At 64.6% G+C, this 23,743-nt stretch carries 26 protein-coding genes; 6 read left to right on the top strand and 20 right to left on the bottom strand.

Annotated features, from left to right (window positions below):
• Positions 1–93: 93 nt before the first annotated feature.
• The gene (locus tag VSR72_RS00645; RefSeq protein ID WP_342950480.1) at positions 94–1,095 is read left to right on the top strand and encodes an AraC family transcriptional regulator; all 1,002 of its coding nucleotides are present in this window, start codon (positions 94–96) and stop codon (positions 1,093–1,095) included.
• Positions 1,096–1,139: 44 nt separating this feature from the next.
• Here the strand turns inward: VSR72_RS00645 and VSR72_RS00640 are convergent, their stop codons facing one another.
• Together VSR72_RS00640 and VSR72_RS00635 are read right to left on the bottom strand one after the other, a co-directional pair.
• Positions 1,140–1,781: a response regulator gene (locus VSR72_RS00640; RefSeq protein ID WP_342950479.1), complete on the bottom strand. Its 642-nt coding sequence runs from the start codon at positions 1,779–1,781 to the stop codon at positions 1,140–1,142.
• Entirely contained in the window at positions 1,778–2,950 is a 1,173-nt protein-coding gene (locus VSR72_RS00635) for a HAMP domain-containing sensor histidine kinase (protein ID WP_342950478.1), read from the bottom strand. The genes VSR72_RS00640 and VSR72_RS00635 overlap by 4 nt, the downstream gene beginning before the upstream one ends.
• A 28-nt stretch (positions 2,951–2,978) precedes the next feature.
• Between VSR72_RS00635 and VSR72_RS00630 the strand changes: the two genes are divergently transcribed.
• The 3 genes from VSR72_RS00630 to VSR72_RS00620 all read left to right on the top strand — a co-directional run bounded on the left by VSR72_RS00630 (position 2,979) and on the right by VSR72_RS00620 (position 6,562).
• Positions 2,979–3,206 carry a hypothetical protein gene (locus VSR72_RS00630; protein WP_342950477.1) on the top strand — a complete coding sequence of 76 codons (228 nt, stop codon included), beginning with the start codon at positions 2,979–2,981 and terminating at the stop codon, positions 3,204–3,206.
• Positions 3,207–4,160: 954 nt separating this feature from the next.
• Positions 4,161–5,633, top strand: coding sequence for a DUF3300 domain-containing protein (locus tag VSR72_RS00625; protein ID WP_342950476.1), 1,473 nt, complete (start codon positions 4,161–4,163; stop codon positions 5,631–5,633).
• Between the two features lie 11 nt (positions 5,634–5,644).
• Entirely contained in the window at positions 5,645–6,562 is a 918-nt protein-coding gene (locus VSR72_RS00620; protein WP_342950475.1) for a DUF2950 domain-containing protein, read from the top strand.
• Between the two features lie 18 nt (positions 6,563–6,580).
• On the opposite strand, the gene VSR72_RS00615 is transcribed toward VSR72_RS00620, so the two are convergent.
• The 16 genes from VSR72_RS00615 to VSR72_RS00540 form a co-directional block, all read right to left on the bottom strand.
• Positions 6,581–7,414 (bottom strand): hypothetical protein, encoded by an 834-nt coding sequence (locus tag VSR72_RS00615; RefSeq protein WP_342950474.1) that lies wholly within the window; start codon positions 7,412–7,414, stop codon positions 6,581–6,583.
• Positions 7,415–7,433: 19 nt separating this feature from the next.
• Positions 7,434–8,054, bottom strand: a complete 621-nt coding sequence (locus VSR72_RS00610) for a PqiC family protein (RefSeq protein ID WP_342950473.1) — start codon at positions 8,052–8,054, stop codon at positions 7,434–7,436.
• The gene (locus VSR72_RS00605) at positions 8,051–9,676 is read right to left on the bottom strand and encodes an MlaD family protein (protein ID WP_342950978.1); all 1,626 of its coding nucleotides are present in this window, start codon (positions 9,674–9,676) and stop codon (positions 8,051–8,053) included. The genes VSR72_RS00610 and VSR72_RS00605 overlap by 4 nt, the downstream gene beginning before the upstream one ends.
• Complete coding sequence (locus VSR72_RS00600) at positions 9,663–10,985, bottom strand: paraquat-inducible protein A (protein ID WP_342950977.1); 1,323 nt, start codon at positions 10,983–10,985, stop codon at positions 9,663–9,665. Before VSR72_RS00600 ends, VSR72_RS00605 begins: the two co-directional genes overlap by 14 nt.
• Positions 10,986–11,057: 72 nt before the next feature.
• Complete coding sequence (locus tag VSR72_RS00595; protein WP_342950472.1) at positions 11,058–11,444, bottom strand: response regulator; 387 nt, start codon at positions 11,442–11,444, stop codon at positions 11,058–11,060.
• A gap of 99 nt (positions 11,445–11,543) precedes the next feature.
• Positions 11,544–12,131, bottom strand: coding sequence for a hypothetical protein (locus VSR72_RS00590; RefSeq protein ID WP_342950471.1), 588 nt, complete (start codon positions 12,129–12,131; stop codon positions 11,544–11,546).
• Positions 12,132–12,143: 12 nt separating this feature from the next.
• Complete coding sequence (locus VSR72_RS00585) at positions 12,144–12,722, bottom strand: YSC84-related protein (RefSeq protein WP_342950470.1); 579 nt, start codon at positions 12,720–12,722, stop codon at positions 12,144–12,146.
• Positions 12,723–12,922: 200 nt separating this feature from the next.
• Complete coding sequence (locus tag VSR72_RS00580) at positions 12,923–13,396, bottom strand: glycine zipper family protein (protein ID WP_342950469.1); 474 nt, start codon at positions 13,394–13,396, stop codon at positions 12,923–12,925.
• A 301-nt stretch (positions 13,397–13,697) separates the two neighbouring features.
• Positions 13,698–14,873 carry a porin gene (locus VSR72_RS00575; protein WP_342950468.1) on the bottom strand — a complete coding sequence of 392 codons (1,176 nt, stop codon included), beginning with the start codon at positions 14,871–14,873 and terminating at the stop codon, positions 13,698–13,700.
• 193 nt (positions 14,874–15,066) lie between these two features.
• Positions 15,067–15,351, bottom strand: a complete 285-nt coding sequence (locus VSR72_RS00570) for a DUF3325 domain-containing protein (protein ID WP_342950467.1) — start codon at positions 15,349–15,351, stop codon at positions 15,067–15,069.
• Complete coding sequence (locus tag VSR72_RS00565) at positions 15,348–16,976, bottom strand: PepSY-associated TM helix domain-containing protein (RefSeq protein ID WP_342950466.1); 1,629 nt, start codon at positions 16,974–16,976, stop codon at positions 15,348–15,350. The genes VSR72_RS00570 and VSR72_RS00565 overlap by 4 nt, the downstream gene beginning before the upstream one ends.
• Positions 16,973–17,338, bottom strand: a complete 366-nt coding sequence (locus VSR72_RS00560; protein WP_342950465.1) for a DUF3649 domain-containing protein — start codon at positions 17,336–17,338, stop codon at positions 16,973–16,975. The genes VSR72_RS00565 and VSR72_RS00560 overlap by 4 nt, the downstream gene beginning before the upstream one ends.
• Entirely contained in the window at positions 17,335–17,619 is a 285-nt protein-coding gene (locus tag VSR72_RS00555; protein WP_342950464.1) for a hypothetical protein, read from the bottom strand. Before VSR72_RS00555 ends, VSR72_RS00560 begins: the two co-directional genes overlap by 4 nt.
• Before the next feature lie 57 nt (positions 17,620–17,676).
• Positions 17,677–18,447: an SDR family oxidoreductase gene (locus VSR72_RS00550; RefSeq protein WP_342950463.1), complete on the bottom strand. Its 771-nt coding sequence runs from the start codon at positions 18,445–18,447 to the stop codon at positions 17,677–17,679.
• Between the two features lie 35 nt (positions 18,448–18,482).
• Entirely contained in the window at positions 18,483–19,334 is an 852-nt protein-coding gene (locus VSR72_RS00545) for an alpha/beta hydrolase (RefSeq protein ID WP_342950462.1), read from the bottom strand.
• A 36-nt stretch (positions 19,335–19,370) separates the two neighbouring features.
• Positions 19,371–20,066 (bottom strand): alpha/beta hydrolase, encoded by a 696-nt coding sequence (locus VSR72_RS00540; protein ID WP_342950461.1) that lies wholly within the window; start codon positions 20,064–20,066, stop codon positions 19,371–19,373.
• A 154-nt stretch (positions 20,067–20,220) separates the two neighbouring features.
• Between VSR72_RS00540 and VSR72_RS00535 the strand changes: the two genes are divergently transcribed.
• On the top strand, positions 20,221–20,892 hold the full coding sequence (locus tag VSR72_RS00535; protein WP_342950460.1) for an ABATE domain-containing protein: 672 nt from the start codon (positions 20,221–20,223) through the stop codon (positions 20,890–20,892).
• 102 nt (positions 20,893–20,994) lie between these two features.
• Here the strand turns inward: VSR72_RS00535 and VSR72_RS00530 are convergent, their stop codons facing one another.
• Positions 20,995–21,654, bottom strand: coding sequence for a glutathione S-transferase family protein (locus tag VSR72_RS00530; RefSeq protein ID WP_342950459.1), 660 nt, complete (start codon positions 21,652–21,654; stop codon positions 20,995–20,997).
• A 178-nt stretch (positions 21,655–21,832) separates the two neighbouring features.
• Between VSR72_RS00530 and VSR72_RS00525 the strand changes: the two genes are divergently transcribed.
• On the top strand, positions 21,833–22,456 hold the full coding sequence (locus VSR72_RS00525; protein ID WP_342950458.1) for a glutathione S-transferase: 624 nt from the start codon (positions 21,833–21,835) through the stop codon (positions 22,454–22,456).
• A gap of 10 nt (positions 22,457–22,466) precedes the next feature.
• Here the strand turns inward: VSR72_RS00525 and VSR72_RS00520 are convergent, their stop codons facing one another.
• On the bottom strand, positions 22,467–23,711 hold the full coding sequence (locus VSR72_RS00520; protein WP_342950457.1) for an NADH:flavin oxidoreductase/NADH oxidase family protein: 1,245 nt from the start codon (positions 23,709–23,711) through the stop codon (positions 22,467–22,469).
• Positions 23,712–23,743: the final 32 nt, after the last annotated feature.

Genomic DNA, 23,743 nt, shown 5'->3' with positions numbered 1-23,743 from the left:
GCCACCAGGCGTTAACACCGATATAAGCGCAAGCCTATGTTTTAAAGGCTGAAAAGGCGCGGCGAGGCGGCAGCAACGAGGAGACACACGACCATGGAAACCACGCTGAGCTCGGTCTCGCTGAGCGGCTATTTCGACGTGGCGAAGCGCGTCGGTTTGAACCCGGTCGAGCTTGCGCACGAGACCGGTGTGGACGCTGCGGCGCTCGCGAACCCGGACCACCGCATTCCCGCCGCCGCCGCGTGCCGGCTGCTGGAGCGCTCGGCGGAAAAGGCAGCGTGCCCGACCTTCGCGCTGCAAATGGCCGAGACCCGTCACAAGTTCGGCACCGGAGTCGTTAACATTCTGCTCGCGCACAAGCGCACGCTGCGCGAGGTCCTGCTCGCCACCGCCGAATACCGGCATTTGCTCAACGAAGCGCTCGCGGTGTATGTCGAAGACACGGGCGCGACGGTCACGATCCGCGAGGAACTGGTCGTCGATCCGGGCACCCCGACTTACCAGGCCATCGAACTCGCGGTGGGCGTGCTCGCGCGCCACTCCAGCGCGCTGCTGGGCGAGCACTGGAAGCCGCGCGCGGTGCATTTCGTTCATCGGGCGCCGCCCAGTCTCACGTATCACCGGCGTTTTTTCGGCTGTCCGCTGGAATTCGGCAGCGACTTCAACGGCTTCGTGTGCACGGCCGCCGACCTCGACTATCCGAACCCGGCCGCCGACCCGGAACTGGTGCGCTATGCGGAGAGCCTCGCCGACTCGCTCAATGTGACGGGCATCGATTCCACCGCGCTCGAAGTGCGCAAGGCGATTTACCTGCTGCTGCCACTCGAACAGGCCACCGTCGAAGGAGTGGCCGCGCATCTGCGCCTGAGCGTGCGCACCATGCAGCGCCAGCTCGGGGCCGCCGAAACGAGTTTCACACGGCTTGTGGAGGAAGTGCGAGGCGAACTGGCGGTGCGCTACATGAGCAACCCGCGCTACCCCATCGGACGTGTTTCCGACCTGCTCGGCTATGCGCAGCAGGGCTCGTTCACGAACTGGTTCAGCGCGCGTTTCGGCATGACGCCGCGCGACTGGCGCAATGGTCATTTGAAGTGATGGGACTACGGCGCGTGTTGCTTGCCCCTTAGCCCCTGATCCCCTCAGCCGGTATGCGAAAGCGGATGCGGCTCCGGCACGCCGGAGTCGAACGTGGTCATGAGCCGCACAAGATCGGCGAGCGAATTCGCTTTCATCTTCTCCATGACACGCGCGCGGTGAATCTTGATCGTTTTCTCCGCCGCGCCCAGTTCGTCGGCCACGAGCTTGTTCGGCCTGCCAGTCACCACGAGCGCCATGACCTCGCGCTCGCGCGGCGTGAGCTTTTCCACGCGCCGCTGGATCTCCGCGCGGTGCTCGCGTTGTTCGAATAACTGGCAAGCGCGTTCCAGCGCGCGCGATGTCGCTTCGAACAGCACGCGCGCGTCGATCGGCTTCGTCAGGAAATCCGACGCGCCCGCCTTCATCGCCTGCACGGCCGTGCCCATGTCGCCGTGGGCGGAAACGAAGACGATCGGCACCCTGCCCTCTAGCCGCCGCTGCAATTCAATGCCGCTCAGGTCAGGCAACTGGAGATCGAGCAACAGGCACGCTGGCGCGCTCGTCAGGTCCGCGCCGTCCAGGAAGGCGCTGGCACTGCCGTACGCTTCGGCCGTGTAGCCGCCGGATCGCAGCAAGCGGCTGAGTGCGTTGCGCACGTGTTCGTCGTCGTCCACGACGAACACGATGGAAGTTGGCGAGGTCATGGTGAAAAACGCGTATTTGTCTGCACGTACGCGCCCTCCGCGGGAAGTTCGATATGGAACGTCAAGCCGGTATCGGCGTTGCGCTCGGCCCATAGCTGGCCGCCGTGCGCCATCACGATGGTGCGGCTGATGGAGAGACCAAGACCCAGCCCTTGCGGCTTGGACGTCATGAACGGCTTGAACAGCGTGACGAGCCGGTCGGCGTCGACACCGGGCCCATGATCGCGGATAGCGAGGCGCACCTTGCCGCGATCCTCGCTCGCCGTGACGATGATGCACACCCGCCGATCTTCCGCCTGGCAGTCGTGCACCGCGTCGAGCGCATTCAACAGCAGATTGACGAGCACCTGCTGCAGTTGAACCACGTCGCCGTGCACTTGCGGCAGACCGTCGTCGATCCGCGCGCCGACTGCCGCACCGCAGGTTTCCGTTTCGCGGCGCAGCAGGCGAATCACATCGCGCACGAGGCTGCCGACATCGACCGGGCACATCTCGGGCGGCTCACATCGCGCCGACTGGCGCATCTTGCGGATGATCGCGTGCGCGCGCGTGCTGTCCGACACGACTTCGCCAAGCAGCTCCCGCAAGTCGCTCATGGCCGGCGGGTTCTGGGCGAGAAAGCGCTGCGCCGCCTGCGCGTTGCTGAGAATGGCTGTGAGCGGCTGGTCGACCTCATGCGCGAGCGCGGCGGCCATGTCGCCCACTTCGGACGCGCGTTCGCGGCGCAGCCGGCGCGGTTCATTGCCGGGTTCCGCAAGCGCGGCGTCGTGGCTTTCCGGTTCGATGACGACCACCATGCGCGCCGCAGGTCCTGCGGCGAGCGACGCCGAAGCGCTCACGTGCACGTCGATATCGGCGCCGTTCTTGGCCCGCGCAATGGCCACGCGCGTCACGCTGTGCGGCCGGCCTTGCTCGGTCTCCAATGCGGCGAACGATACGGGGCGATCGTCTTTGCGCCAGGCGACCAGCACGTTCTCAATACGCATGCCGATCAATTCGCCCAGGGCGTAACCGAGCACACGGGTGGCCATGCCATTCGCCCAGGCGACGCTGCCCGCTTCGTCGATCACCAACGCCGCCGCGGGCACGACTTCGAGGACGCTGTGCAGGCTCTGCGCAATGCCTTGGGTGGCCTGCGCCGATGCGCGACGGTCGTTTTGCCAGGCCAATGCCCTCCCGTTCGGGAAACCGCGTGGTTTGATCCTGTCGAGCCACGCCAGCAGGCTGGACGCTGCGTGCTCGGCCCTCGATCTGTTCAGTTTTAGTTTTTCGTTCCCCATGTCTGCCCTGATCACGGTGTCCTCCGACTACGCTGCCCCGTTCCGCGCTGAAAAGCGTTTCAAACGTTTCAGCGCCGAACGGAACGGATTTGACGAGCACCAGAATTCCGGCCGTTTTTCGGGGCAGGTTGCACCCCAATACTGACTACCGCCTGCTTTTGATTTTCCGAGAACGCTCCGGCTTTTGCGGAGAATGAGTCAGTTGTTGAAGAAAAGAATGGATAGGATCATTGTTGCGCAACAGCGTGGCTGCATGCTTTCACCGCGCGTTAATTATATGAAAGAAATTGCCGATGATTGCCCCCGCGCGCAATTGTTTTCGATAATTTTTTCCGCACACGTTGCCCTCCAAGCGCCTCAGGCCTTGAATACGCTTGCATTGACGTATATAAACTGACTATTTGCGGAAGATATTTGCGAACATTCTATTTTCTTTTGATAATTGATCGCGCAATCGTTTTTATTCAGAATGAATAGTGACCTGCGTTTTGTCATGCGAATTATCTATTCTGTTCTTTATGAAATGACGGCCGCGATTATTTCGGCAAGGAACCGCGCCAAATGGCTGTAGAGAATCCGTCACACCTTTAGTGTGTGACGGCTGGCTGAGCACCGTTGTCGATCAAGGCGCCGATGCGGGCGCGGCTGCGCTCGCCGCATGATGTTGCGACGTATTTTGCTGATTCTGTTGCGCAGACTGGTTCGAACGGGCCTTGTGCTCCGCTTTGCGCTGCACGTCCCGCATCTGCTTCGTACCCATCGTCCCTACTTGTGCATATACCTCAGACATGAAAACGGGCGCGCCAAGCAGGAGCGCCATCGCGCACGGCGCAGCCACACGCAACATCAGCATTTTCATTTTGGACCTCCAGGTATCGACGCTGCCGGCCTTGGCGAGCGAATAGCATCGTTGCGCAGCCGTTCCAGTGTCAATAGGACTCTGGTCCGATTGCCAGCACAACGCGGCTTACCGGACTATACCCGTGGGCCTCCCCGCCTCGCCACACTCGAAAAAGAATGCGCGCGCACGCGCTCACCCCTTCACGTTGTCGCTATCCGTCCCGTAGTCCGGTTGAGCAAACGAATGGAAGGATCGGCCATGACCACATGGATCAAACAACGCCTGTACACGGTCTGCCTGCTCGTGTTCGCGTTGCTGTTCGCAGGCGCCCAGGCGCTGCGCGCGCAAGACGCGCCGCAGCCTGCTCCGTACAAACCCGAGGAACTCGAGGCGCTCGTCGCGCCCATTGCGCTCTATCCCGATTCGGTGCTCGCGCAGGTCTTGATGGCCTCGACCTACCCGCTGGAAATCGTGCATGCGGCGCGCTGGGTCAAAGAGCACCCGAAGGTGAAGGGCGACGACGCCGTGAAGGCGGTGCAAGACCAGCCGTGGGACACGAGCGTGAAATCGCTCGTCGCGTTCCCGCAGGCCCTCGAACCGATGAACGACAAACTCGACTGGACCCAGAAGCTCGGTGACGCGTTCCTCGCCCAGGAAAAGGATGTGCTTGCCGCGGTGCAGCGCCTGCGTGCGCGCGCACAGGACGCAGGCAACCTGAAGAGCAACGAGCAGCAGAACGTCGTGGTCGAACAACCGCCAGCGCAAGGCGGCCAGACGATTGTGAAGATCGAGCCGGCCAACCCGCAGGTGATCTACGTGCCCGCGTACAACCCCACGGTCGTATACGGTGCGTGGAGCTATCCGGCTTACCCGCCGTACTACTGGCCGCCCTCTCCCGCGTATTACCCCGGCGGCGCGCTGATGACCGGCTTCGCGTGGGGCGTGGGCCTCGCCGCCGCCGGTGCGATCTTCGGCAACTGCAACTGGGGCGGCGGCGACGTCAACATCAACGTGAACAAGGCGAGGAACGTCAACCGCAACTTCGACAGCACGAAGGTCCAGAACGGCAAGTGGAAACACGATTCGAGCCACCGCCAGGGCGTGGCGTACCGCGACAATGCCACGCGCGAGAAATTCGGCAACAACGTGGGGGGTGCTGACGGGCGCCGCGACTATCGCGGCCGCAACGGCCAGAATGGCCAGGGCGGCGCGAACGTGGCCGATCGGGCCGGCAACCGCGCGGGCGGCGGCGCGGACCGCGGCAACCAGGGCAATCTCGGCAACCGCGGGGGCGCGGGCAATAACGCGGGTGTCGGCAATCGCGCGAACCTTGCCGACAACGGCGGGGCGGGCAATCGCGGGAACGTCGGCAATAACGGTGCAGGCGGCAATCGCGGGAACATCGGCGACAACGGTGCAGGCGGCAATCGCGGGAACGTCGGCAATAGCGGTGCCGGGGGCAATCGCGGCGGCGTGGGCAACAACGCCGGCGCGAGCAATCGCGTGAGCACCGGGGCAGGCGGCGGGTATGGCGGTGGCGGGGGCGGCAGCTACGGCGGCGGCGGACGTGACGGCGCGTTCCAGGGTGTGGGCGCGGGCGGCGCCACCCAGCGCGACGCGAGCCGCGGCCGCTCCAGCGTTCAGTCCTCAGGGTTCAATCGTCCGAGCGGCGGCGGCGGCGGGATGCGTGGCGGCGGCGGTGGTGGTGGTCGTGGTGGCGGCAGACGCTAAGGAGAACAGCCATGAACAGACATGAGTTTCTCCGTCCGGCTGCATCGGCAGTCGTCGCAGCGGCTATCGCCGTCGCACTGCTGGCGTTCGCCCCGCGACCTTGCGCGGCCGCCGGGCAAAGCGCCTTCTCTACGCCCGACGCGGCGATGACCGCGTTCGGCGACGCCATAGCCGGCAACAACGAGGCGGAATTGCGCACGCTGTTCGGCGCCGATTTCCGCCAGCTCATACCACCGCTCGGCGCCGAGATCCGCGAAAAATTCCTGAGCGAATGGAAGGTCTCGCACGCCATTAAGGATACCGATGCAAATCATGCGGTCATCGCCGTCGGCGACGACGGCTGGACCTTCCCGATCCCGCTCGTCAAAACCGCGCAAGGCTGGCACTTCGACATGCACGAAGGGGTCGAGGAAATGCGCGATCGCCGCATTGGCCGCAACGAGCTTTCGGTGATGCAGGCGCTGCTCGCGGTCTACGACGCGCAGCGCGAATATGCGCAGACGTATCACGACGGCGGCAAGATGCTGGTCTACGCCAGCAAACTCGCGAGTTCGCCGGGCAAACAGGACGGCCTGTACTGGCCAACCGGCCCCGACGCCGAGCCAAGTCCGCTAGGCGTCGCATTCCTCACCGCCGGGACGCGCAACACCGAAAGCGCGGGCTACTACGGCTACCACTACAAGCTGCTGACCTCCCAGGGTCCGCACGCGCCGGGCGGTGCGTATAACTACGTGGTCGACGGAAAACTCTTCGGCGGCTTCGCCGTCGTTGCGTGGCCGGTGCGCTACGGCGACACGGGCATCAAGACGTTCATGGTGAGCCACGAAGGCCAGGTGTACGAGCGCGACCTCGGCCCGGATGGCGCGGCGAAAGCCGAAGCGATGACGTCTTTCGATCCGGGCCCCGGCTGGTCGAAGGCTGCTCCCTGACGAGCAGCACAGGCGCGATCAGGGCGCGTGCGCGGTGTCGGGGGCTGGCGTGTGCGTCGGCGCGTCCTCGCCGAGCATGTAAAGCAGCAGCGCGTCGCGATCCGGTCCGCTCATCGCCGCGGTTGAGCGCATGAGCACCGCGCTCGCCCAGCAGATGTCGGCCATCGTGGCGCCAGGGCCGCCATTGGTGACGCGCTCGAGCCGCGCCACGGATTGCGGATCGCCGGCAAGCGCAGCGTTGACCGCCTCGTCCAGATGCTGCAAGGCCCTCTGGTAGGCCACCGGCGTGGGCAGCGTAAGCGGCGCGGCGAGCACCGAGCGGATCACCATGCGATAAAGCAACGAGAAATATTCGGCCGTGTCGGCATCGCTCATGCTGCCGATCGAAATGCGACCGGCAATGTCCTGTACGCTCGCAACCCCCTGGCAATCGCCATGCGCCGCGCGGCCCATGTATTTCGCGAGCAGTGTGAAGTATGCCTGCCGATCTTCCGGCGTCAGGCGCGCAATGCCGCCGCGGATCAAGCGATCGCGTGCCGCGTCGTCGCGCAGCCGCGCTTCGAGGCCCGCCACGCCGCCGGGCACGGCGACGACGACGGCCGGGTCCGCTCGCAGCCGGTAGAACCAGGCCTCCACGATGCGCGCCTTGACCGTTTCCTGCTCCACGCCGGCGTCGCGCAAGGCAACCGCGCTCTGTGCGGAGGCCTGCTCGGCGGGCGCGACAACATAGTCGAGCACCGCGAAGAGTCCCTCTGGCGTGTCCTCGTTGCGCGGCACGCTGCCCGACGCATCGCGGCCCGCCAATGCCAGCGCTGCGCTCAACGCCAGCAACGCACAACGCAACGTCTTCATGAGATTGCCCGCGGAGCGCTCAATCCGTCGCACTGCCAACTGTTGGATGGTCCGCGCGAATCGCCGCCGCAATATCGGCGCTGATGGTGGCGAGTGCGCGATCGTGCGCGTCCACGAGCGCGCCGTAGTCCTGGCTCGTCACCTGCTCATGCGCCACCGTGTGCCCGAGCGTCAGCGCCTGATGACCGGGCGGGCGCACGACCCATTGCGCGTCGATCGTGACCGAGTCCCCCAGCACGCTGTCGATGCGTGTGATATCCACGCGAACGCGCCAGACCGGCGGGGTGGCCGCGCCCACATCGATCGTCGAAACGCGCGCCGTGCCGAGCCGCTGCGCGAGGTCCGCAGCCACGACGCGCCCGATGTCCAGTTTGAGCGGCGCGGCCCAGCGTGCGAACTCGTTCATCTCGATCGTGTTGTCAGGATTGCGCGTGACGATTTGCGGGCGGTCCACCATGTCGGGCACGGTCACGGGACCCACGACGACATCGAGCGAAGCGGCGCTGGTTGGCACAGCGGGCGTCGCCGCGCTCGTCCCGTCGGCGCGCAACGCATAGAACTTGGGCGACGGCGAGGAGCAGCCGGTCAGGCACGCCACAGCGGCGAATGCGATACACAGGGTCACTTTGCGGCGGTTCACTGCTTGCCTCCAGGTTTGCCCTGCACCACGGCCTCGGGATGGCGCTCGAGATAATCCGTAAGCATGCGCACGGAGGCGGCGGTGCGGGCCAGTTCACGCATGGCGTCGCTCGTGTTCTGCTGGAGTTGAGTGTCGGGCTGCAAGGCGTCGGTGGCCGAGTTGAGCGTGGACTGGGCGGCCGAGAGCGTGTCGTGCGCCTGCGGCACGACGTCGGTGCCAAGCTTCGCCATCACGTCGTTCGCGCTTTGCAGCGTGCGCTGCGCGTTCGCGCCGATCGCCTCGAACGGAATGCCGTTGAGCTTCGCGAGCAGCCGCGTGAGCGAATCCTGCAACGACTGCAGCGTGCGCGGCACAGTGGGCAGTTCGGGCGGCGTTCTCGACCAGTCGATTTTGGCCTTCGGCGCGTCCGGGAAAACGTCGAAGGCGACATAGAGCTGTCCCGTGAGCGGATTGCCCGAGCGCAGCTGGAACCGGAAGCCGTTGGAAATCAGCGTCTCGGCAAGCTGGCGCGGTTCCGCAACGAGGCGGCCGGCCGGCTTGCCACCCTTGAAGCGCGACGTAAAGCGCTCCGGATACAGATTGATTTCAACAGGAATGCTGAACTGTTTCTTGACCGGGTCGAAGCGCGTGTAGATTTTTGTCACCTCGCCGATCACGACGCCGCGAAAATCGACGGGCGCGCCCACGGTCAGCCCGCGCACCGAGTCATAGAAGGTCACGACGTAGGTGTCGACAATGCGGTCGTGCTCCTTCAACGAGTCGGCGTGCGTGGCGTAGAGTTCGAACTTCGAGTTGGCGTCGGCCTCGGGCGAATCGCCGCCGGTATCGGCATCGGGCGATTCGAACGCCACGCCGCCGATCAGCAGCGACACGACCGACTGCGTGTTGATCTGCACGCCATCGGGGCTTAGCGACACATCGAGCCCGCTCGCGTGCCAGAAGCGCGTATCGCTGCGCACGAACCGGTCGTAGGGCGCGTTCACGAACACGCGCAGCGTCACGCCCTTGCCGTTCGGGTCCATCTCGTAGGACGCGATCTGGCCCACCTGCAAGCGGCGGAAGAACACCGGCGAGCCGACATCGAGCGAGCCCATGTTCGTGCTATGCAGCACGAATTCGCGCCCTGGAATGTCGCTCGGGATCACCGGCGGCACTTCGAGCCCCACGAAGTCGTGGCGCATCTTCGTGGCGTTGCCTTCGTCCATGCCGACATAGGAGCCCGAGAGCAGCGTGCCCAGGCCCGAAACCGTGCCGCCCGAAATGCGCGGGCGCACGACCCAGAAGCGCGTGTTGTCGACGAGCATGCTCGCTGCATCTTTCACGAGCTCGCCCGTCGCGATCACGCGCTTGTGGTCGGGCGAGAGCGTGACCGATTTCACCACGCCGATATCGACGTCCTTGTACTTGATCTTCGTTTTGCCGGCCTCGAGGCCATCGCCGGTCTTGAAGCTGATCGTGATGGTCGGGCCTTCCTCGATGATCGCCTTGGCGGCAAGCCAGCCGCCAATGAGCACCGCGACGATCGGCACGAGCCAGACGATCTGCATGCGCCAGCGCGAGCCGTGCACGGGCTTCGCCTCGGGCAGGTCCGGTAGTCCGGTGTCGTTTTCAGGACCCGCCATCATCGCGCTCCACAGCGTCCCAGATTAGACGCGGATCGAACATGTTCGCAGCGAACATCGTGAGGATCACGACGGCGCCGAAAGCGATCGCGGCGGGCCCCGCCTTGATCGTGGCGAGCGCGTTGAACTGCACCAGCGCCACGAGCATCGTGATGACGTAAATGTCGAGCATCGACCAGCGGCCGACCAGCTCGATGAGCCGGTAAATGCGCGTGCGCTGCTCGGGCAGCCATGTCCAGCGGCGTTGCGTGGACCACGTCAGATACGAAAGCCCGAGAATTTTCAGCATGGGCACGGCGATGCTGGCAATGAACACGAGCAGCGCGAGCGGCCAGGAGCCCGACACCCACAAATACACCACCCCGCTCATGATCGTGTCCTTCTGCGTGCCGAACAGCGAACTCGTGTCCATGACAGGGAGCACGTTCGCCGGCACATACAGCACGATCGCCGCGACCAGAAGCGCCCACGTGCGCGACAGGCTCGCGACCTTGCGCATATGCAGCGCGCTGCCGCAACGCGGGCACGTCGCGGCATGCGCGGCCGCCGGCATGCGCGCGAGCATCCCGCACGCATGGCAGCGCGCAATGCCGCACGCAGCGCCCGTGAGCGGGCCCGCAGCGCGCGCGCCGCGTGCGCTGGCCACGCGCTCAGGCGTGACGTTCGTTGTCACGCTGGCTGCGTTGGCTGCAACGAGCGGGCGCGTCGCGCGCGCCACGCGCGACCAGAACTGCCTGCCGTCGAATGCCGCGCTCGCGCCCGCGAGCACCAGCATCAACGCGCCGAACGACCACAATGCAACGCCCGTCACGACCGTTGCGATATGGGAGAGCTTCACGAGCGCGACCAGCAGGCCGAGGATCAGCACCTCGGTCATGCCCCAGGGCCGCGCGGTGTACATCACGCGAAACAGGAGCGGCGCCTGCCAGGGCGCGCGGTTCACCGCAAGCGGAACGAGGAGGGCCAGCAGGCATACGACCTGCATGCCCGGCATCAGAATCGTCGTGGCGAACACCAGCGCCGCGATGGGCCACATGCCGTCGACATAGAGAATCTCGACCGAATGCCACAGTGTCGTGCGCACAAGATTGCCGTTCACCGAGAGCCCGACGATCGGATACAGGTTGGAAATCACGTACAGCACGAGCGCGCCCAACGAGAACGCGAGCGCACGCCCGAGGCTTTCCGGAAGATCGCGCTCCAGTTCGGCGTTGCAGCGCAGGCAACGCAGCGTGCCACGAGGCGGACAGGGCGCGCCGCGCTGCATGAGATCGCAATCGTGGCAAACAAGAAGCTCGGCGCGCTTCATGGCAGGGCCTTCCTCGATCCAGTCATGTCGTGGTCGCTGCATCGTCGCTGCACCGTTTCGGCCTGCGGGCTATCAGCCCGTCGGCGCCACGCCGAGCACCGCATGGACCGCGCCAATGAGCGCGGAGTCGTCGAACGGCTTGCGCAGGTAGGCAACCGCGCCGGCTGCCTGAGCCTGCTCGCGCACGCGCGCATCGTCGTGCGCCGTAATGACGATGCACTGAATGCCGGTGCCCACCAGCCTGCGCTGCACCTCGATACCGTTGATGCCGGGCATCTGGATATCGAGGACCACGCACACCGGCGCGTGAGGCGCCTCAGCCGCCAGCGCGCCGAGAAATGCCTCGCCACTGGTGTACACGTCGGAGTCGATGCCGACCGACTTCAACAGGCGCTGGATCGCTCGCCCGACCGACTCCTCGTCGTCGACGACGGCCACGGATCGTGTCACGTTGTTCATATGACTCAGCGTTCGGTTAGCGATGGTGACACCCAGACCGGCGCCGTGGTACGCGCCGGCCGGCATCCTGAGCGCAAGCGGCTGCCCCACGCGCGACTACTACTTGTGTGCAGGCTTGACGGATACGGCGAACGCTTCCGTATACACTGCCTCGACCTGATCGCCGACCTTCACGTTTGCCAGCTGTTGGGGATCCTCGACCTTCAGATCCATCGTCCCCCCTTCGGGTCCCATCAAGGTGACCGTTTTCGTTTTCGTGTCGACAGCGACAACATTCGCCGTGACCTTCACCTCTCGCCCGACCATGCCGCCGGGCTTTTCGCCAGCGGCTGCGCGCTGGACCTGCGGCGTTTCCTGCACCGAGGTCTCGCCGTCGCCTCCCTTCTTCAGGCTCAGCGTGAGGGATTCCTTATAGGCCATGGTCACGACATCGCCAACCTTAAGTTGAGCGAAGTTTCTGACTTCCGGCCCCAGCTCGGCTTCGACCATCTTGCCGTCTTCACGCTTGAGCGTGACGGTACGCGTGTCCGCGTCGATCTTCGTGATGGTCGCCGTCACCGTGTGCATACCGGTGACGGTTGCCTTGCCGGGCGCGTGCGTCACGTTTGCCGTCGTCTGGCCCTGGGCCGCGGCAAGCTGCGCCGCGGCGACGATGGTAACTGTTACAACCCACTTGAGGTAAGGCATCGCGACCCCCTGTCACAAATCAAGCTTCGTCACCTTGGTGCCGGCCACCGACGCATCGGCCATGATGCCCGTATTGGTCATCACGATCGCCTGAACTGGCGCCGTTGCGGTTCTCGTGTCGATCTGCCCATTCGCACCGACCTTGACGAGCGTAACGGCAACGTCACCGCCAACCGACCAGCCCTTCGAATTGCGGAATTTGTCGAGCGATTCCTGCGTCATGAAGAAAAAGATCACGGCGGTGGACTGCACCCCTGCCTGCAAGCCGAACGAAGCCGCCGCCGTACTGTAGTAGCCGACTGTCGATCCGCCTACGCGCAATGCGCCCTGTCCATAGGCACCGCCGATAATGAACGCTGCCTTCCCGACCGAAGGAAACACCAACACGCCTTGCGACTTGGAAACGAGTTCTTGCGAACCTGGGACCGTCGAGAACAGCCGCGACAGCGTGCCGTCCACCGACGCATCGATCTCCTGGCGTTTCGCCGTGTCGGTTGCGCCGCTCGTCCCACTGCTCGTGGTCGTGCTGCAACCCGTCACCGCCAGCCCAGCCGCGGCCGCCGCCGTAAGCACAAAAATCCGTCGCTTCATTGTTCTCCTCCATTGAGTTTTTACAGCCCGGACACGGCACTCACGCATGCGGATCGAACGTCACGCGAGAATGAGACGTTGCTCGCTCACCGTTGCTTAGTGTTGCTCATCGTTGAGTTACATACTGTCAGACGCGGCGGACAGGACAAATCGGACCTTGGTCTTACGCCGCGCCGAGCCACCGCGCGCAACGCGCACCGCTACTGGACGGTGTAGCCGCGCCCCTGCATGCACGCCGCGAAGGCCCGATTGAACGTGTCGATCGCGCCCTGCTGCTGTTGCTGCGAGTTGGCCTGCTGCGCACGCCGGTTCTGCCGCGCACGCGATCCGCCCACCATCGTTCCAGCGGCCGCGCCCACTGCCGCGCCCTTGCCCGCGTCGCCCGTGATCGCACCGATCACCGCGCCGCCCGCCGCGCCGCGCGCCGCGCCCTGCACACGTTCGCCGCCGCCCACCGCCGGGCCCGAAGGCGGCGGTGGCGTCGACGCAACCTGCTTCGGGTCAATGCCCGTGTTGCTCTTCGCCCACGAGTAGCACGACGATTCATCCGCGTGCTGTTGCTGCGCACTCTGCCCCTTGGCGGGATAGGCAATAGGCGTAGCCTGCGCGGCGCTCACCAGAAGCAGCACGGCGGCGCACAGGGCGCCAGTCTTGCGATTTATATAGGCATCCATATCAACTCCTTGGGCACGTGCGAGAGCGCGCCGATTACGCCTGCTGCTATCGGCGGGAGATTGGAAAGCGACAGTCGTGCGGTTGGCACGACGCCCGATCGCGGGCAAGCACCACGCCGTGCAACCGGCCCGGTGGTCTGTTCAATGATGTGGGAGCGGCACCGCGAAGACAATCAGACCATGGTCCTACCGTGACCGGCAGCGGCCGGCAGGCTCAATGACGCGCCCGCCGGCGCATGGCCGGTGCGGCCATGCGGTGCGGCGGGCGCGGAAGCGATGCGGAGACAGAGACCGCGGGAGATCAGAACTTGTGACGGATGCCGAGGCTCACCATGATTTGCGAACTTGAGCTTGCGTTCAGCCCGTAGTCCGCCACGGAAGCGACCGCGGTGGTCAGGATGGAACCCGTTGCGGTCGGTACGCGCTGCGTGCCGTTGGCATGCTGCCACGCGCCGACGAGATACACGTCGGTACGCTTGGAGAGGTTGTAGTCGCCGCCCAGCGAAACCTGGTTATAGGTCGCCGAGGTGTCGCCCGCGCTATGTGTCCACGTATAGCCAATACCGACGAGAGACGCCGGGGTGATCGCATAGTTCACGAAGCCGGCGGCAACGTTGTAGCGCTGGTTGGATGGGAAAAGCGATTGCGCGTCGGCCTTGTATTGCGCATTGCTATACCGGCCGCCGAACGTAAACGGTCCAGCCACGTATTGCAGGGCAACGGAACCAATGCCGACCCACTTGGCGGTTTCGTAAGCGAGGTTCTGAAACCCGCCGTCGAACGTGCCGTCCGAAGTGCTGGTCCAGCCGGTGCGAGGAATCGTGGAGTTGGCGTTAGTCATACGGACGTAGCCCGCCGCGATGCTGAACGGGCCAGTCACGTAGCTCGCCGCCGCCGACCAGGTCTGCTGCGAACCCGTCGCGCCCGCCACGCCGCCAAACGCATACATGCCTTCGATCTGGAAGCCCGCGAAATTCGGCGAGAGGTATTTGATCGCACTATTCGTACGGGAGCTGTTGTCGTTGTTGTCCACGTCGCCCGGCGTGGTGAAGGTGCTGCCCCAGTAATTGTCTGCGGTAAGCGGCTGGACCATGTCGACGACCGGGTCGTACTGGCGGCCAAATGTCACCGTGCCGTACTGCGAGTGCGTCAAGCCTACGAAAGCTTGACGGCCAAATAGCAAGGTATTGCCGTTGTAGCTGCCCATCTTGCCGCTATTGATGTCGAATCCACTTTCGAGCTGGAAGATCGCTTTCAGGCCGCCGCCCAGATCTTCCGTTCCCTTCAATCCCCAGCGGGACCCTTGCAGATTGCCACCTTGCATCCGATACAGGTTTTTCCCCTCAGCGTCGGCGTTGTGGACGAACTGAAAGGCTTCGTCGATCACGCCATACAGGGTGACGCTGCTTTGCGCTTGAGCCACCGGCGCCAGTATGGAAAGCGGAACAGGAAGCAACATAAGCGCAAGCTTTTTCATGTTTGCAACTCCTTCACGCACCGGGTAATCGGTGTTCCTATATTAGTCGCTAGCTCCGGAGTGGCCTCGTCGTGAAATTGGTGCCGTTGTCGGCGCAAGACACACAATGCGGCGCGGATGAAAGTGAACGCTCTGTAACCGCAGCTTAAATAAGGCGCTAAAACCGGCATGTTTGCAAATGCCGTGACACCCTCTAACGGACTGGCAACCACCGCTCGCAAACAATCAGGAGTCCATACACCACTCCCGCCGCGAAGCTCGTGCAGCCGCAATACCAGACGAGCCCGAGTGCCCACCCCTTGCCGGCCACCGCCAGCCACAGCGCGGCGAGCAACGCGCTCCGTCCGGTGCAGCGCACAACGCGGGAAACCGCGGCGGACAACCGCGCGCCGAACAGCGTTTCCTGATGGCGCTCCATCGCCAGCGCGAGACACGCAAAAGCGGGCACGCACACGATCAAGGCAAAAACCGGCATCATGCGTCCTCCTGCGCCGCGAGCGCGCCAACGCGGGCGCGGCCCACCGCCGCCTTCGCACGCAGCCGGTGCCGCGCTGTGCGCACCGCGAGCGCGGCGTGCAGCGCGGCGAGCGCCCACATCATCAGATCGAAGCCGGCGTAGACCCAGTCGCCATCCGCGAGACTGCGCCAGAGCGGGCGCTGCGTCGTCAACGCATTGAGCACGGGCAAGCAGGCCAGCAACGCCGCCGCCAGCCACAGCAACTCGATCCACGCGCGTTTCGCGGGCCGCGCGAGCGCGTACAACAGCGTGGCGGCCCAGATCGCGAAGAACACGTTGATTTCCGCTTCTGCACGATGCGTCAGCGAGACCGGCAGCAGACGGTTCGCCCACAAATAGCCCGCCATCGCAATGGAAAGGCCGGCGATGCTCGCGATATTCAAGCGCTCCACGAGACGAAAGCCGAAGTACGGCCGTTCGGGATCGCGCAGTTTCTGGCGGCGCTTCACCGTCCACATCACGAGTCCGGTGCCGACCATTGCCGTGCCCGCGAGGCTCACGAGGAAATACAGCCAGCGCAACTGCAGGTCGCTGAAGCGGCCCATGTGCAGCGCGTACAGGACGCCACGCGTTTGCGCCGCGCCGCCCACGCTGTCGTTCACGCTGAGCAGTTTGCCGCTCACGCCGTCGAACAGCAGATACTGCGGGCTCATCGACACGCGCGCGGCCTCGCCCCGCGAAACCGCCACGCGCGCGCTCGCGTCGCCGGGGTTCGTCACCGTCACGCGCAGCACGTTGTCCCGTCCCCAGCGCGCCTGCGCTTCGCGCACCATCGCATCGACGGGCGCAAGGGGTGCTTTCACGCCAAGCGGCTTGCCGGGCTGGATATACGCGCTCATCTGCGCGGCCAGCGCTTCGCGTTGCGCGGGCGTCTTCAGCGCGGTTTGCGCACCCCATGGCATATACATCGTCATCAGCGTAACGAGCCCCGTGTACGTGATCATGAGATGGAACGGCAGGCCGAACACCGAAAGCGCGTTATGGGCGTCGAGCCAGGATCGCTGGCCCCGTCCCCAACGGAACGTGAAGAAGTCGACGAAGATCTTCTTGTGCGTGATCACGCCGCTCACGATCGCCACGAGCATGAACATCGCGCACAGGCCCGCCAGCCAGCGCCCCCATATCACCGGCATGTAATAGAACTGGAAATGGAAGCGATAGAAGAATTCACCGCCCAGTGTGTCGCGCGCGCTGACCTTGTTGCCCGTTGCGGGATCGAACGTCGCTTCGCCAAAAGTGCGCTTGCCGGAAGCCGTATTTCGCCCATTGGACGGCATGCGCCAGAACGCACTGGCGATATTGCTGCGTGCGTCCGGCAGTTGCATGCTCCACTGCGGGCTGCCCGCCGCGAGCGTTTCGAGCGTCCCGTTCACGCGCTGCGCGACGGCTGCCGGGTCGGGCGCGACCTGCTGGTGTGCGATTTCGGGCCGCATCCACTGCGATATCTCCTCCTTGAAGTAGCTCACCGTACCGGTCAGGAACATCGCGTAGAGAATCCAGCCGACAAGCAGGCCAGCCCACGTATGGAGATCGGACATGCTCTGGCGCACGCCGCGCGCTAGCGGTTGTTTGTCCGCAGGCTTCATTGGTGCGTGCCCCCCGCGGCCGCTACCAGGGATGCCGAGGACGTTGCGGACGCAACCGACGACGAAGCCGACGACAAAGCCCACCACGCCGCCAGCGCGAGCGGCAGCGCCGCGAGCAGCAGACCGGCCCACGCGCGCCGCGCGCTTCGCGCGAGAAATACCCAGATCACCGCGCCTGCGTAGAAAACGAAGCTCGCCAGCATGCCGGTAATGACGCCTTGCGGCGCGCTGATGGGCAACGCGAGCGCAGCCACGCTTGCGAGTGCGCCCAGCGCATAGCCGCCGAAAATGGCGCCAGCGATACGCGCGGCAAGCGGGCCGACGCGGCGCGCGCGGCACATGTACTCAATCGCGACGCTCATGCGGTTTCCCGCACGGCTGCGGCGACGTCCTCCGACGACCGCGTAGACAACACCCACCCCGCCAAAACTCGTTTCATGACTCTTCCTGCAAGCTTGAGATGTCGATCTGCACCGCACGCGGCGGCCTGCGAAGGCGCGCGCCGATGCTCACCTTGCGCTTTACGCGAGGTGTCCGGATCGTATTGGGGGGGTGTTGATGTATTACCGACGAGGTCGTGATGATACCCCGTGCGCGCCATGTCGGCAAAAACGCAGGCGAGCGCCTGCGTTATCTGTTGCACACGCATCCATCTCCTACGACGAGGCACGCCGGCGCGCCGGCGAGCGCGCCTCGCCGCTCAGATCGACTTGACCTCGCCGCCGTCCATTCTGAGCGTCGTGCCGGTCATCCAGCGCGCGCCGGGCGAGACGATGAACGCCATCAATTCGGCAATTTCCTCGGGAGCGCCGTAGCGCGCAATGCCTGCTTCGGCCGGGAACTTCGCGGTGGCTTCCTCCACGCTCATATCGTGCAGTGGCGCCCAGTGCTCCAGATACGACTGGCGGCGCCCCGTCATCACCGGGCCCGGCAGCACGCTGTTGACCTGCACGCCGTCGGCGATGCCGCGGTCCGAGAACGCCTTCGCGAGCGCGACGATCGCCGCGTTGATGGTGCCTACGGCCGCATAGGGCGCCTTCGGAAACACCGCGGAATTGCCCGACATCAGCACGACCGCGCCCGAGCTGGCCTTGAGCGCCGGCCAGGCTTCGATCGTCAAACGCCGCGCACCGTGCAGTTTGAGCGCGAGGCCGCCCTCCCATTGCTCGTCGGTCATCTCGAACAGATCGATCTGCGGCACCGCGCCCGCAATGTTGAGCAGGGCGTCGATACGGCCGAACGCCGCGAGCGTCTGCTCCACCACCTTGCGCGCGGCATCGGCACGCGAAAGATCGATGTCGATCACTAACGCCTCCGCGCCGGCCTCTCTCACCTGCGCGGCGGTCTCCTCGAGTTGCTCGCGGTTGCGCGCCACCACGACGATCGCGTCGAAGTCACGCGCCAGCCTCACGGCCGTCGACCGCCCAATGCCCTGACTTGCGCCCGTTACGATTGCGACTTTTCTGACCATCTTTCCGCTCCTCATTCGATCAGTCTTGCCAGGCATTATTCGAGAAATTCCGCGATCGCCGTGGCGATTTCGTCGGCGTGCGTTTCCAGCGCGAAGTGGCCGGTGTCGAAAAAGCGCACCACCGCTTCCGGCAAGTCGCGCTTGAATGCCTCTGCACCCGGCGGCAGAAAGAACGGGTCGTTCTTTCCCCACACGGCCAGAAACGGCGGCCGGTTCGTGCGGAAATACGCCTGAAACGCAGGGTAAAGCGCAACGTTGTTCCGATAGTCGCGGAACAGGTCGAGCTGGATCTCATGTGCGCCGGGGCGGCTCATATAGTAGTCGTCGAGCGAATAGCCGTCCGGCGACACCGCCGACGCATCGGGCACGCCGTGCGTGTATTGCCAGATCGTCGCTTCGCGCGTGAGCATCGCGCGCAGCGCGTCGCGATTGGCCTGCGACGGGTCCTGCCAGTAAGCGCGAATCGGATTCCAGCCGTCGCTCAGGCCTTCCTCGTAGGCGTTGCCATTCTGCGAAATGATCGCCGTGATGCGCTCGGGATGCGCGAGCGCGAGGCGAAAGCCCGTGGGCGCGCCGTAGTCGAACACATACACCGCGAACCGGTCGAAGCCGACACGCTCCGTAAAGCGCGCGATGACTTTCGCGATGTTCTCGAACGTGTACGCAAATTGGCCCCGGTCCGGCAAGTCCGATTGACCGAAGCCCGGCAGATCCGGCGCGACGATATGAAAGCGGTCCGCGAGCTTCGGAATCAGGTCGCGGAACATGTGACCCGCACTCGGAAAGCCGTGCAATAGCAGGAGCTTCGGCGCGCCAATGCGCCCGGCTTCCCGGTAGAACACGTTGAAGCCGTCGACGTCGGCGCGGCGGTAAGTAATGGCTGTCATGAGTTCCTCCAGATACGAACGGAAAGTCGCGCGGCTTTAGCGCGAAGACACGGACCGAACAGCTTCGGCGATGACTGCGGTGACGGCATCGGGCGCCGTGACGCTCGGCGTGTGATCGACTTCATGCGCGTGGACCTGGGCGTTCATCCGGCTTGCCATGAAGCGCTGCGTGTCGGGATCGATCATGCGGTCCTCGCCGGCGACGAGAAACCAGGCCGGCCGATCTCTCCAAAGCGGCCGCGCCACCGCTTCGCCGATACACGCGGCAGCAATCGGACGCTGGATCGCAGCGAGCGCCGCCGCCTCCTGCGCCGTGGCGTGCTGCGCGAACGCGTTCGCAAACGCCTCTTGCGGCAGCCAGATCCAGCCGTGCCGGTCGGGTGCGAGTTGCGGCGCCTGCGGGTGCGTCTTGCCACGATAGAACACGTCGGCCACCGTTTCGCCCTCGTCGGGCGCGAGCGCGGCCACGTACACCAGCGCCGCCACATTGGCAGCACGCGTGGCGCCGATCACGGCCCCCGCATAGGCGTGGCCGACCAGCACGGCCGGCCCCTCGACCCGTTCGAGCGAGCGCTCGAGCGCGGCCACATCGTCACCGAGCGAAGTGAGCGGGAGCGGCGCTGCCAGGGCCTCGATGCCCTGCCGGCTCAGCCGCTCGATCACCTTGCTCCAGCTCGACCCGTCCGCCCATGCGCCGTGCGCCAGCACCACGCTCGTTTTGCCGTGAGACATGCTCTGCTCCTTGGAGGAAAGTGGCGCTGCCTGCGCCGCAGTTGGTAACTGTCTTATCGATGTTTTAGAGGTTACTGATCAGAGATGTAACTTGTCAAGTAGGTTTTTGATGGTTACACTGAATGCACCCTGATTACACTTTCGTGGCAAGAAAATGGACTACCGTCCAATACCTGCGATATTCGTGGCCGATGCGCTGGGGCTCGACTTCCTGAACTCGGTCGCAACACCGGTGGACGTGCCCATCGACTGGATCGCCGACGGCGAAGGTTTGCTGTCGTGGCTCGAACAAGCGGCCATGGTCCCCGCGCCGGCACTCGCCGCCATGCGCGCGCAGTTCACGGCGCAAGCGCTGGACACCGTCGCGGGCGAGGCCCGCGAGCTGCGCGAATGGTTCCGGGGTTTCGTGCGGGAAAGAAAGGGACGACCGCTTGCCAGCGCCGATTTGGGCGAACTCGCGCCGTTGAACCAACTGCTCGCGCGCGACGACCAGTATGGCGAAGTCGTTTCGGTCGGAAGCGAGGGCGCGGCGGCGTTCGAATATCGCGTGAATCGCCGCTGGAAAACGCCGGAATCGCTTTTGATGCCGATTGCCGAAGCGCTGGCGAAACTCGTCTGCGAGCAGGACTTCACGCACGTGAAAGCCTGCGAAGGCCCGAAATGCACGCTGCTCTTCGCCGACCACACGCGCGGGCACGCGCGCCGCTGGTGCAGCATGGCGATCTGCGGGAATCGCGCGAAAGTTGCCGCGCATCGCAAACGGCTCAAGGAGCGCGATGACAAGTCGCCCACGCAGTCAGGCGAAGGGGAACCTTCGGTGGGCTGATATCGCTGCTGATATCGCTATTTACACAGCAAAAGAGGCTTGCATTGCGCAAGCCTCTGAGTGCTTCTGCAACATGTAATTCGGATGCCTTACCGAATATCGTCAGTCGCGATTCGGCGCGCCGAGCGGAAAGAGCGGGCGGTACGGCCGCGCCTCGTTCACGGCCCGCGCGAACGAAGGCCGCGCAAGCAGGCGCTCGCGATAGGCGCGCAGCACCGGATACGCCGGGGCGATGCGATGTGTCCAGTCCGCGTAGAAGAGCGAAGTAGACGCGGCACAGTCCGCCATCGAATAGTCCTCGCCCGCCGCCCAGGTTTTGCCCGCGAGATGACCTTCGAGCCACGCATAGGCGAGTTCGAGCTTTTCTTCCGCGAAGGCGCGCCCTTCATCGCGCCTCGCCGCGTCGCCGGACAACGCGCCGTCCACGGCGCGTTGCACGGGCGTCATGACATGCAGGTCGAAGAAGCGGTCGAGAAAGCGCACGTCGAGCGCCGCCATGGGATCGGCGGGCAGCAGCCGCACCGGCCCGGGATGCCTAAGCTGCAAGTATTCGATGATGATGCTTGTTTCCGCAACGTTACGCTCGCCGTCCACGAGCACCGGAAACTTGCGCAGCGGCCAGCGCCGCAGCCACTGCGCCGTATGTTCGGGCGAATCCGGGCCGATGCCGCGAAACTCGAAAGGCGTGTTGTTCTCGTACAGCCCGATGAGCACTTTCTGCGTGTACGAGGAAAACGGGTGACCATATAGCGCGAGCGACATCGTGGAGTCTCCTGGTTCGAGCGGGGGGGGCGAGTCGTTGAACCATGCACCGGTTGCGTGCGCATTGCAAGCGTTGCCGGGAACTGAAGCGGCGGCTGCGCAGGAAACTGTACATGGCGACGGCCAGATGCATGACGTATCGTGAACGCGCGCGGTTTTCCCTCCTGTTCATTTCGATATGCTCAACATCCTCGGAAAAGCATCGTCCATCAACGTTCGCAAGGTCCTCTGGACCTGTGTCGAACTGAACGTTCCCTTCGAGCGCGAGGATTGGGGCGCGGGCTTTCGCTCAACGCAGACGCCGGAATTCCTCGCACTGAATCCCAATGCGCTCGTGCCGGTCATCAAGGACGGCGATTTCGTTCTGTGGGAGTCGAACACCATCATCCGCTATCTGGCATCGCGCTATGGCGGCGCGCATCTCTATCCTGCCGATGCGTTGCAGCGCGCGCGCGTCGATCAATGGATGGACTGGCAGGCGAGCGACCTGAACCGTTCGTGGAGCTACGCGTTCCTCGGCCTGGCCAGGGCGTCACCGGCTCACCAGGCGGCGAGCGACATTGCGCTTTCCATCGAGAACTGGACCCGGCATATGCGCATTCTCGACGCGCGCTTGCAGGCAACCGGCGCATTCGTCGCCGGCGCGCAATTCTCGCTTGCGGATATTCCCGTTGGGTTGTCGGTGAACCGCTGGTTTCGCACGCCGTTCGAGCATCCGCATTTGCCCGCCGTTTCCACGTATTTCGAACGGCTTGCCGAACGCCCTGGTTTTGCGGTGCATTGCGCGAACGGGATGCCGTAACCGGGCGCCGCTAGCCGATACTGGAATTCGAGCGCTGCATCATCCAGCGCCGGTATTCGCGGGTGCGCGCCACGTCGCCCACCTGTTGCAGAATCAGCGCTCGCAATGGCGACACTCTCGGATCGGGCGTCTTTCCGCGGCTCAGTCTGCGCAACTGAAACTTCACGGCGGCCATATTCGCGAGCGACGCCAGCAGCTTGCTCTTCCACGTGATCGGCGCGAGTGCCGGCGCGTTGTCCTTGCCCGCAAGCCAGTCGCGGGGCAGACCCGGATCGATCGCAAGGGCGGTACCGATGCCGACCATGTCCACCCCGCTCGCGATGGCCTGTTCGGCGACCGACCGGCGGCGGATGCCACCAGTCACCATCACGGGCATCGTCGCGATCGTGCGGATGTCGCGGGCGAATTCCAGGAAATACGCTTCGCGCGCGAGGGTGCGGCCGTCGCGAGCCTCCCCTTGCATGGCCGGGGCTTCATAGCTTCCACCCGACAACTCGACCAGGTCGACCGCCAGATCGTTGAGCAGCTTCACGACGTGACGGGCATCGTCGGCACTGAAACCGCCGCGCTGGAAATCGGCCGAATTCAGCTTGACGGCGACTGCAAAGCGGGGAGAAACGACCGCGCGAACAGCCTTGACGATCTCCAGCAGCAGGCGGGCCCGATTCTCGAGCGAACCGCCCCATTGATCCGTTCTCTGGTTGGTGAGCGGAGAAAGAAACTGGCTTAGCAGGTAGCCATGGGCCGCGTGGATCTCGACGCCCGTGAAGCCCGCCAGCTCGCCCAGCCGCGCGGTGCGGGCAAAGCGCTGGATCACCTCTTCAATGACTGCGCCCGTCATCGCATGGGGCGTATTGAAGTGCTTTGACATCTTGCCCAGCGCCAGGGGAACCGCCGAAGGCGCCCACGTCTGCTGACCGAGGTTGGCCCGCATCTGGCGGCCGGGATGATTGATCTGCAGCCAGAATTGCGCGCCCTTCGACCGGCCGATTTGCGCCCAACGCCCGAATGCTTCCAGGTGCTTGTCATTTTCGAGCACGACCCCGCCGGGCCCCGTCATGGCGCGGCTGTCGACCATCACGTTGCCGGTAATGAGCAACCCGGCGCCGCCGTCCGCCCACGCTTGATAGAGGCGCATCAGTTGCCCGGACGGGGCGTGGTCCGCGTCCGCCATGTTTTCTTCCATCGCCGCCTTGGCGATGCGGTTGCGGATCGTCGAGCCGTTGGGCAATGCCAGTTTGTCGAACACGTTCATAGGTTCACCTCGTCTGATCGTGGCTCGACTCT

This window comes from Paraburkholderia sp. JHI869 (assembly GCF_038900775.1).
In the GTDB taxonomy this organism is placed as follows: domain Bacteria; phylum Pseudomonadota; class Gammaproteobacteria; order Burkholderiales; family Burkholderiaceae; genus Paraburkholderia.
Note: the sequence above shows the minus strand (reverse complement) of the source record. Positions and strands in the feature narration are given on the sequence as shown.

What these genes read in the sequence shown, in the direction of transcription:
- VSR72_RS00645 (WP_342950480.1), top strand. Translation starts at nt 94, where the DNA reads ATGGAAACCACGCTGAGCTCGGTCTCGCTGAGCGGCTATTTCGACGTG.
- VSR72_RS00640 (WP_342950479.1), bottom strand. Translation starts at nt 1,781, where the DNA reads ATGACCTCGCCAACTTCCATCGTGTTCGTCGTGGACGACGACGAACAC.
- VSR72_RS00625 (WP_342950476.1), top strand. Translation starts at nt 4,161, where the DNA reads ATGACCACATGGATCAAACAACGCCTGTACACGGTCTGCCTGCTCGTG.
- VSR72_RS00620 (WP_342950475.1), top strand. Translation starts at nt 5,645, where the DNA reads ATGAACAGACATGAGTTTCTCCGTCCGGCTGCATCGGCAGTCGTCGCA.
- VSR72_RS00615 (WP_342950474.1), bottom strand. Translation starts at nt 7,414, where the DNA reads ATGAAGACGTTGCGTTGTGCGTTGCTGGCGTTGAGCGCAGCGCTGGCA.
- VSR72_RS00605 (WP_342950978.1), bottom strand. Translation starts at nt 9,676, where the DNA reads ATGGCGGGTCCTGAAAACGACACCGGACTACCGGACCTGCCCGAGGCG.
- VSR72_RS00600 (WP_342950977.1), bottom strand. Translation starts at nt 10,985, where the DNA reads ATGAAGCGCGCCGAGCTTCTTGTTTGCCACGATTGCGATCTCATGCAG.
- VSR72_RS00595 (WP_342950472.1), bottom strand. Translation starts at nt 11,444, where the DNA reads ATGAACAACGTGACACGATCCGTGGCCGTCGTCGACGACGAGGAGTCG.
- VSR72_RS00590 (WP_342950471.1), bottom strand. Translation starts at nt 12,131, where the DNA reads ATGCCTTACCTCAAGTGGGTTGTAACAGTTACCATCGTCGCCGCGGCG.
- VSR72_RS00585 (WP_342950470.1), bottom strand. Translation starts at nt 12,722, where the DNA reads ATGAAGCGACGGATTTTTGTGCTTACGGCGGCGGCCGCGGCTGGGCTG.
- VSR72_RS00580 (WP_342950469.1), bottom strand. Translation starts at nt 13,396, where the DNA reads ATGGATGCCTATATAAATCGCAAGACTGGCGCCCTGTGCGCCGCCGTG.
- VSR72_RS00575 (WP_342950468.1), bottom strand. Translation starts at nt 14,873, where the DNA reads ATGAAAAAGCTTGCGCTTATGTTGCTTCCTGTTCCGCTTTCCATACTG.
- VSR72_RS00570 (WP_342950467.1), bottom strand. Translation starts at nt 15,351, where the DNA reads ATGATGCCGGTTTTTGCCTTGATCGTGTGCGTGCCCGCTTTTGCGTGT.
- VSR72_RS00565 (WP_342950466.1), bottom strand. Translation starts at nt 16,976, where the DNA reads ATGAAGCCTGCGGACAAACAACCGCTAGCGCGCGGCGTGCGCCAGAGC.
- VSR72_RS00560 (WP_342950465.1), bottom strand. Translation starts at nt 17,338, where the DNA reads ATGAGCGTCGCGATTGAGTACATGTGCCGCGCGCGCCGCGTCGGCCCG.
- VSR72_RS00550 (WP_342950463.1), bottom strand. Translation starts at nt 18,447, where the DNA reads ATGGTCAGAAAAGTCGCAATCGTAACGGGCGCAAGTCAGGGCATTGGG.
- VSR72_RS00545 (WP_342950462.1), bottom strand. Translation starts at nt 19,334, where the DNA reads ATGACAGCCATTACTTACCGCCGCGCCGACGTCGACGGCTTCAACGTG.
- VSR72_RS00540 (WP_342950461.1), bottom strand. Translation starts at nt 20,066, where the DNA reads ATGTCTCACGGCAAAACGAGCGTGGTGCTGGCGCACGGCGCATGGGCG.
- VSR72_RS00535 (WP_342950460.1), top strand. Translation starts at nt 20,221, where the DNA reads ATGGACTACCGTCCAATACCTGCGATATTCGTGGCCGATGCGCTGGGG.
- VSR72_RS00530 (WP_342950459.1), bottom strand. Translation starts at nt 21,654, where the DNA reads ATGTCGCTCGCGCTATATGGTCACCCGTTTTCCTCGTACACGCAGAAA.
- VSR72_RS00525 (WP_342950458.1), top strand. Translation starts at nt 21,833, where the DNA reads ATGCTCAACATCCTCGGAAAAGCATCGTCCATCAACGTTCGCAAGGTC.
- VSR72_RS00520 (WP_342950457.1), bottom strand. Translation starts at nt 23,711, where the DNA reads ATGAACGTGTTCGACAAACTGGCATTGCCCAACGGCTCGACGATCCGC.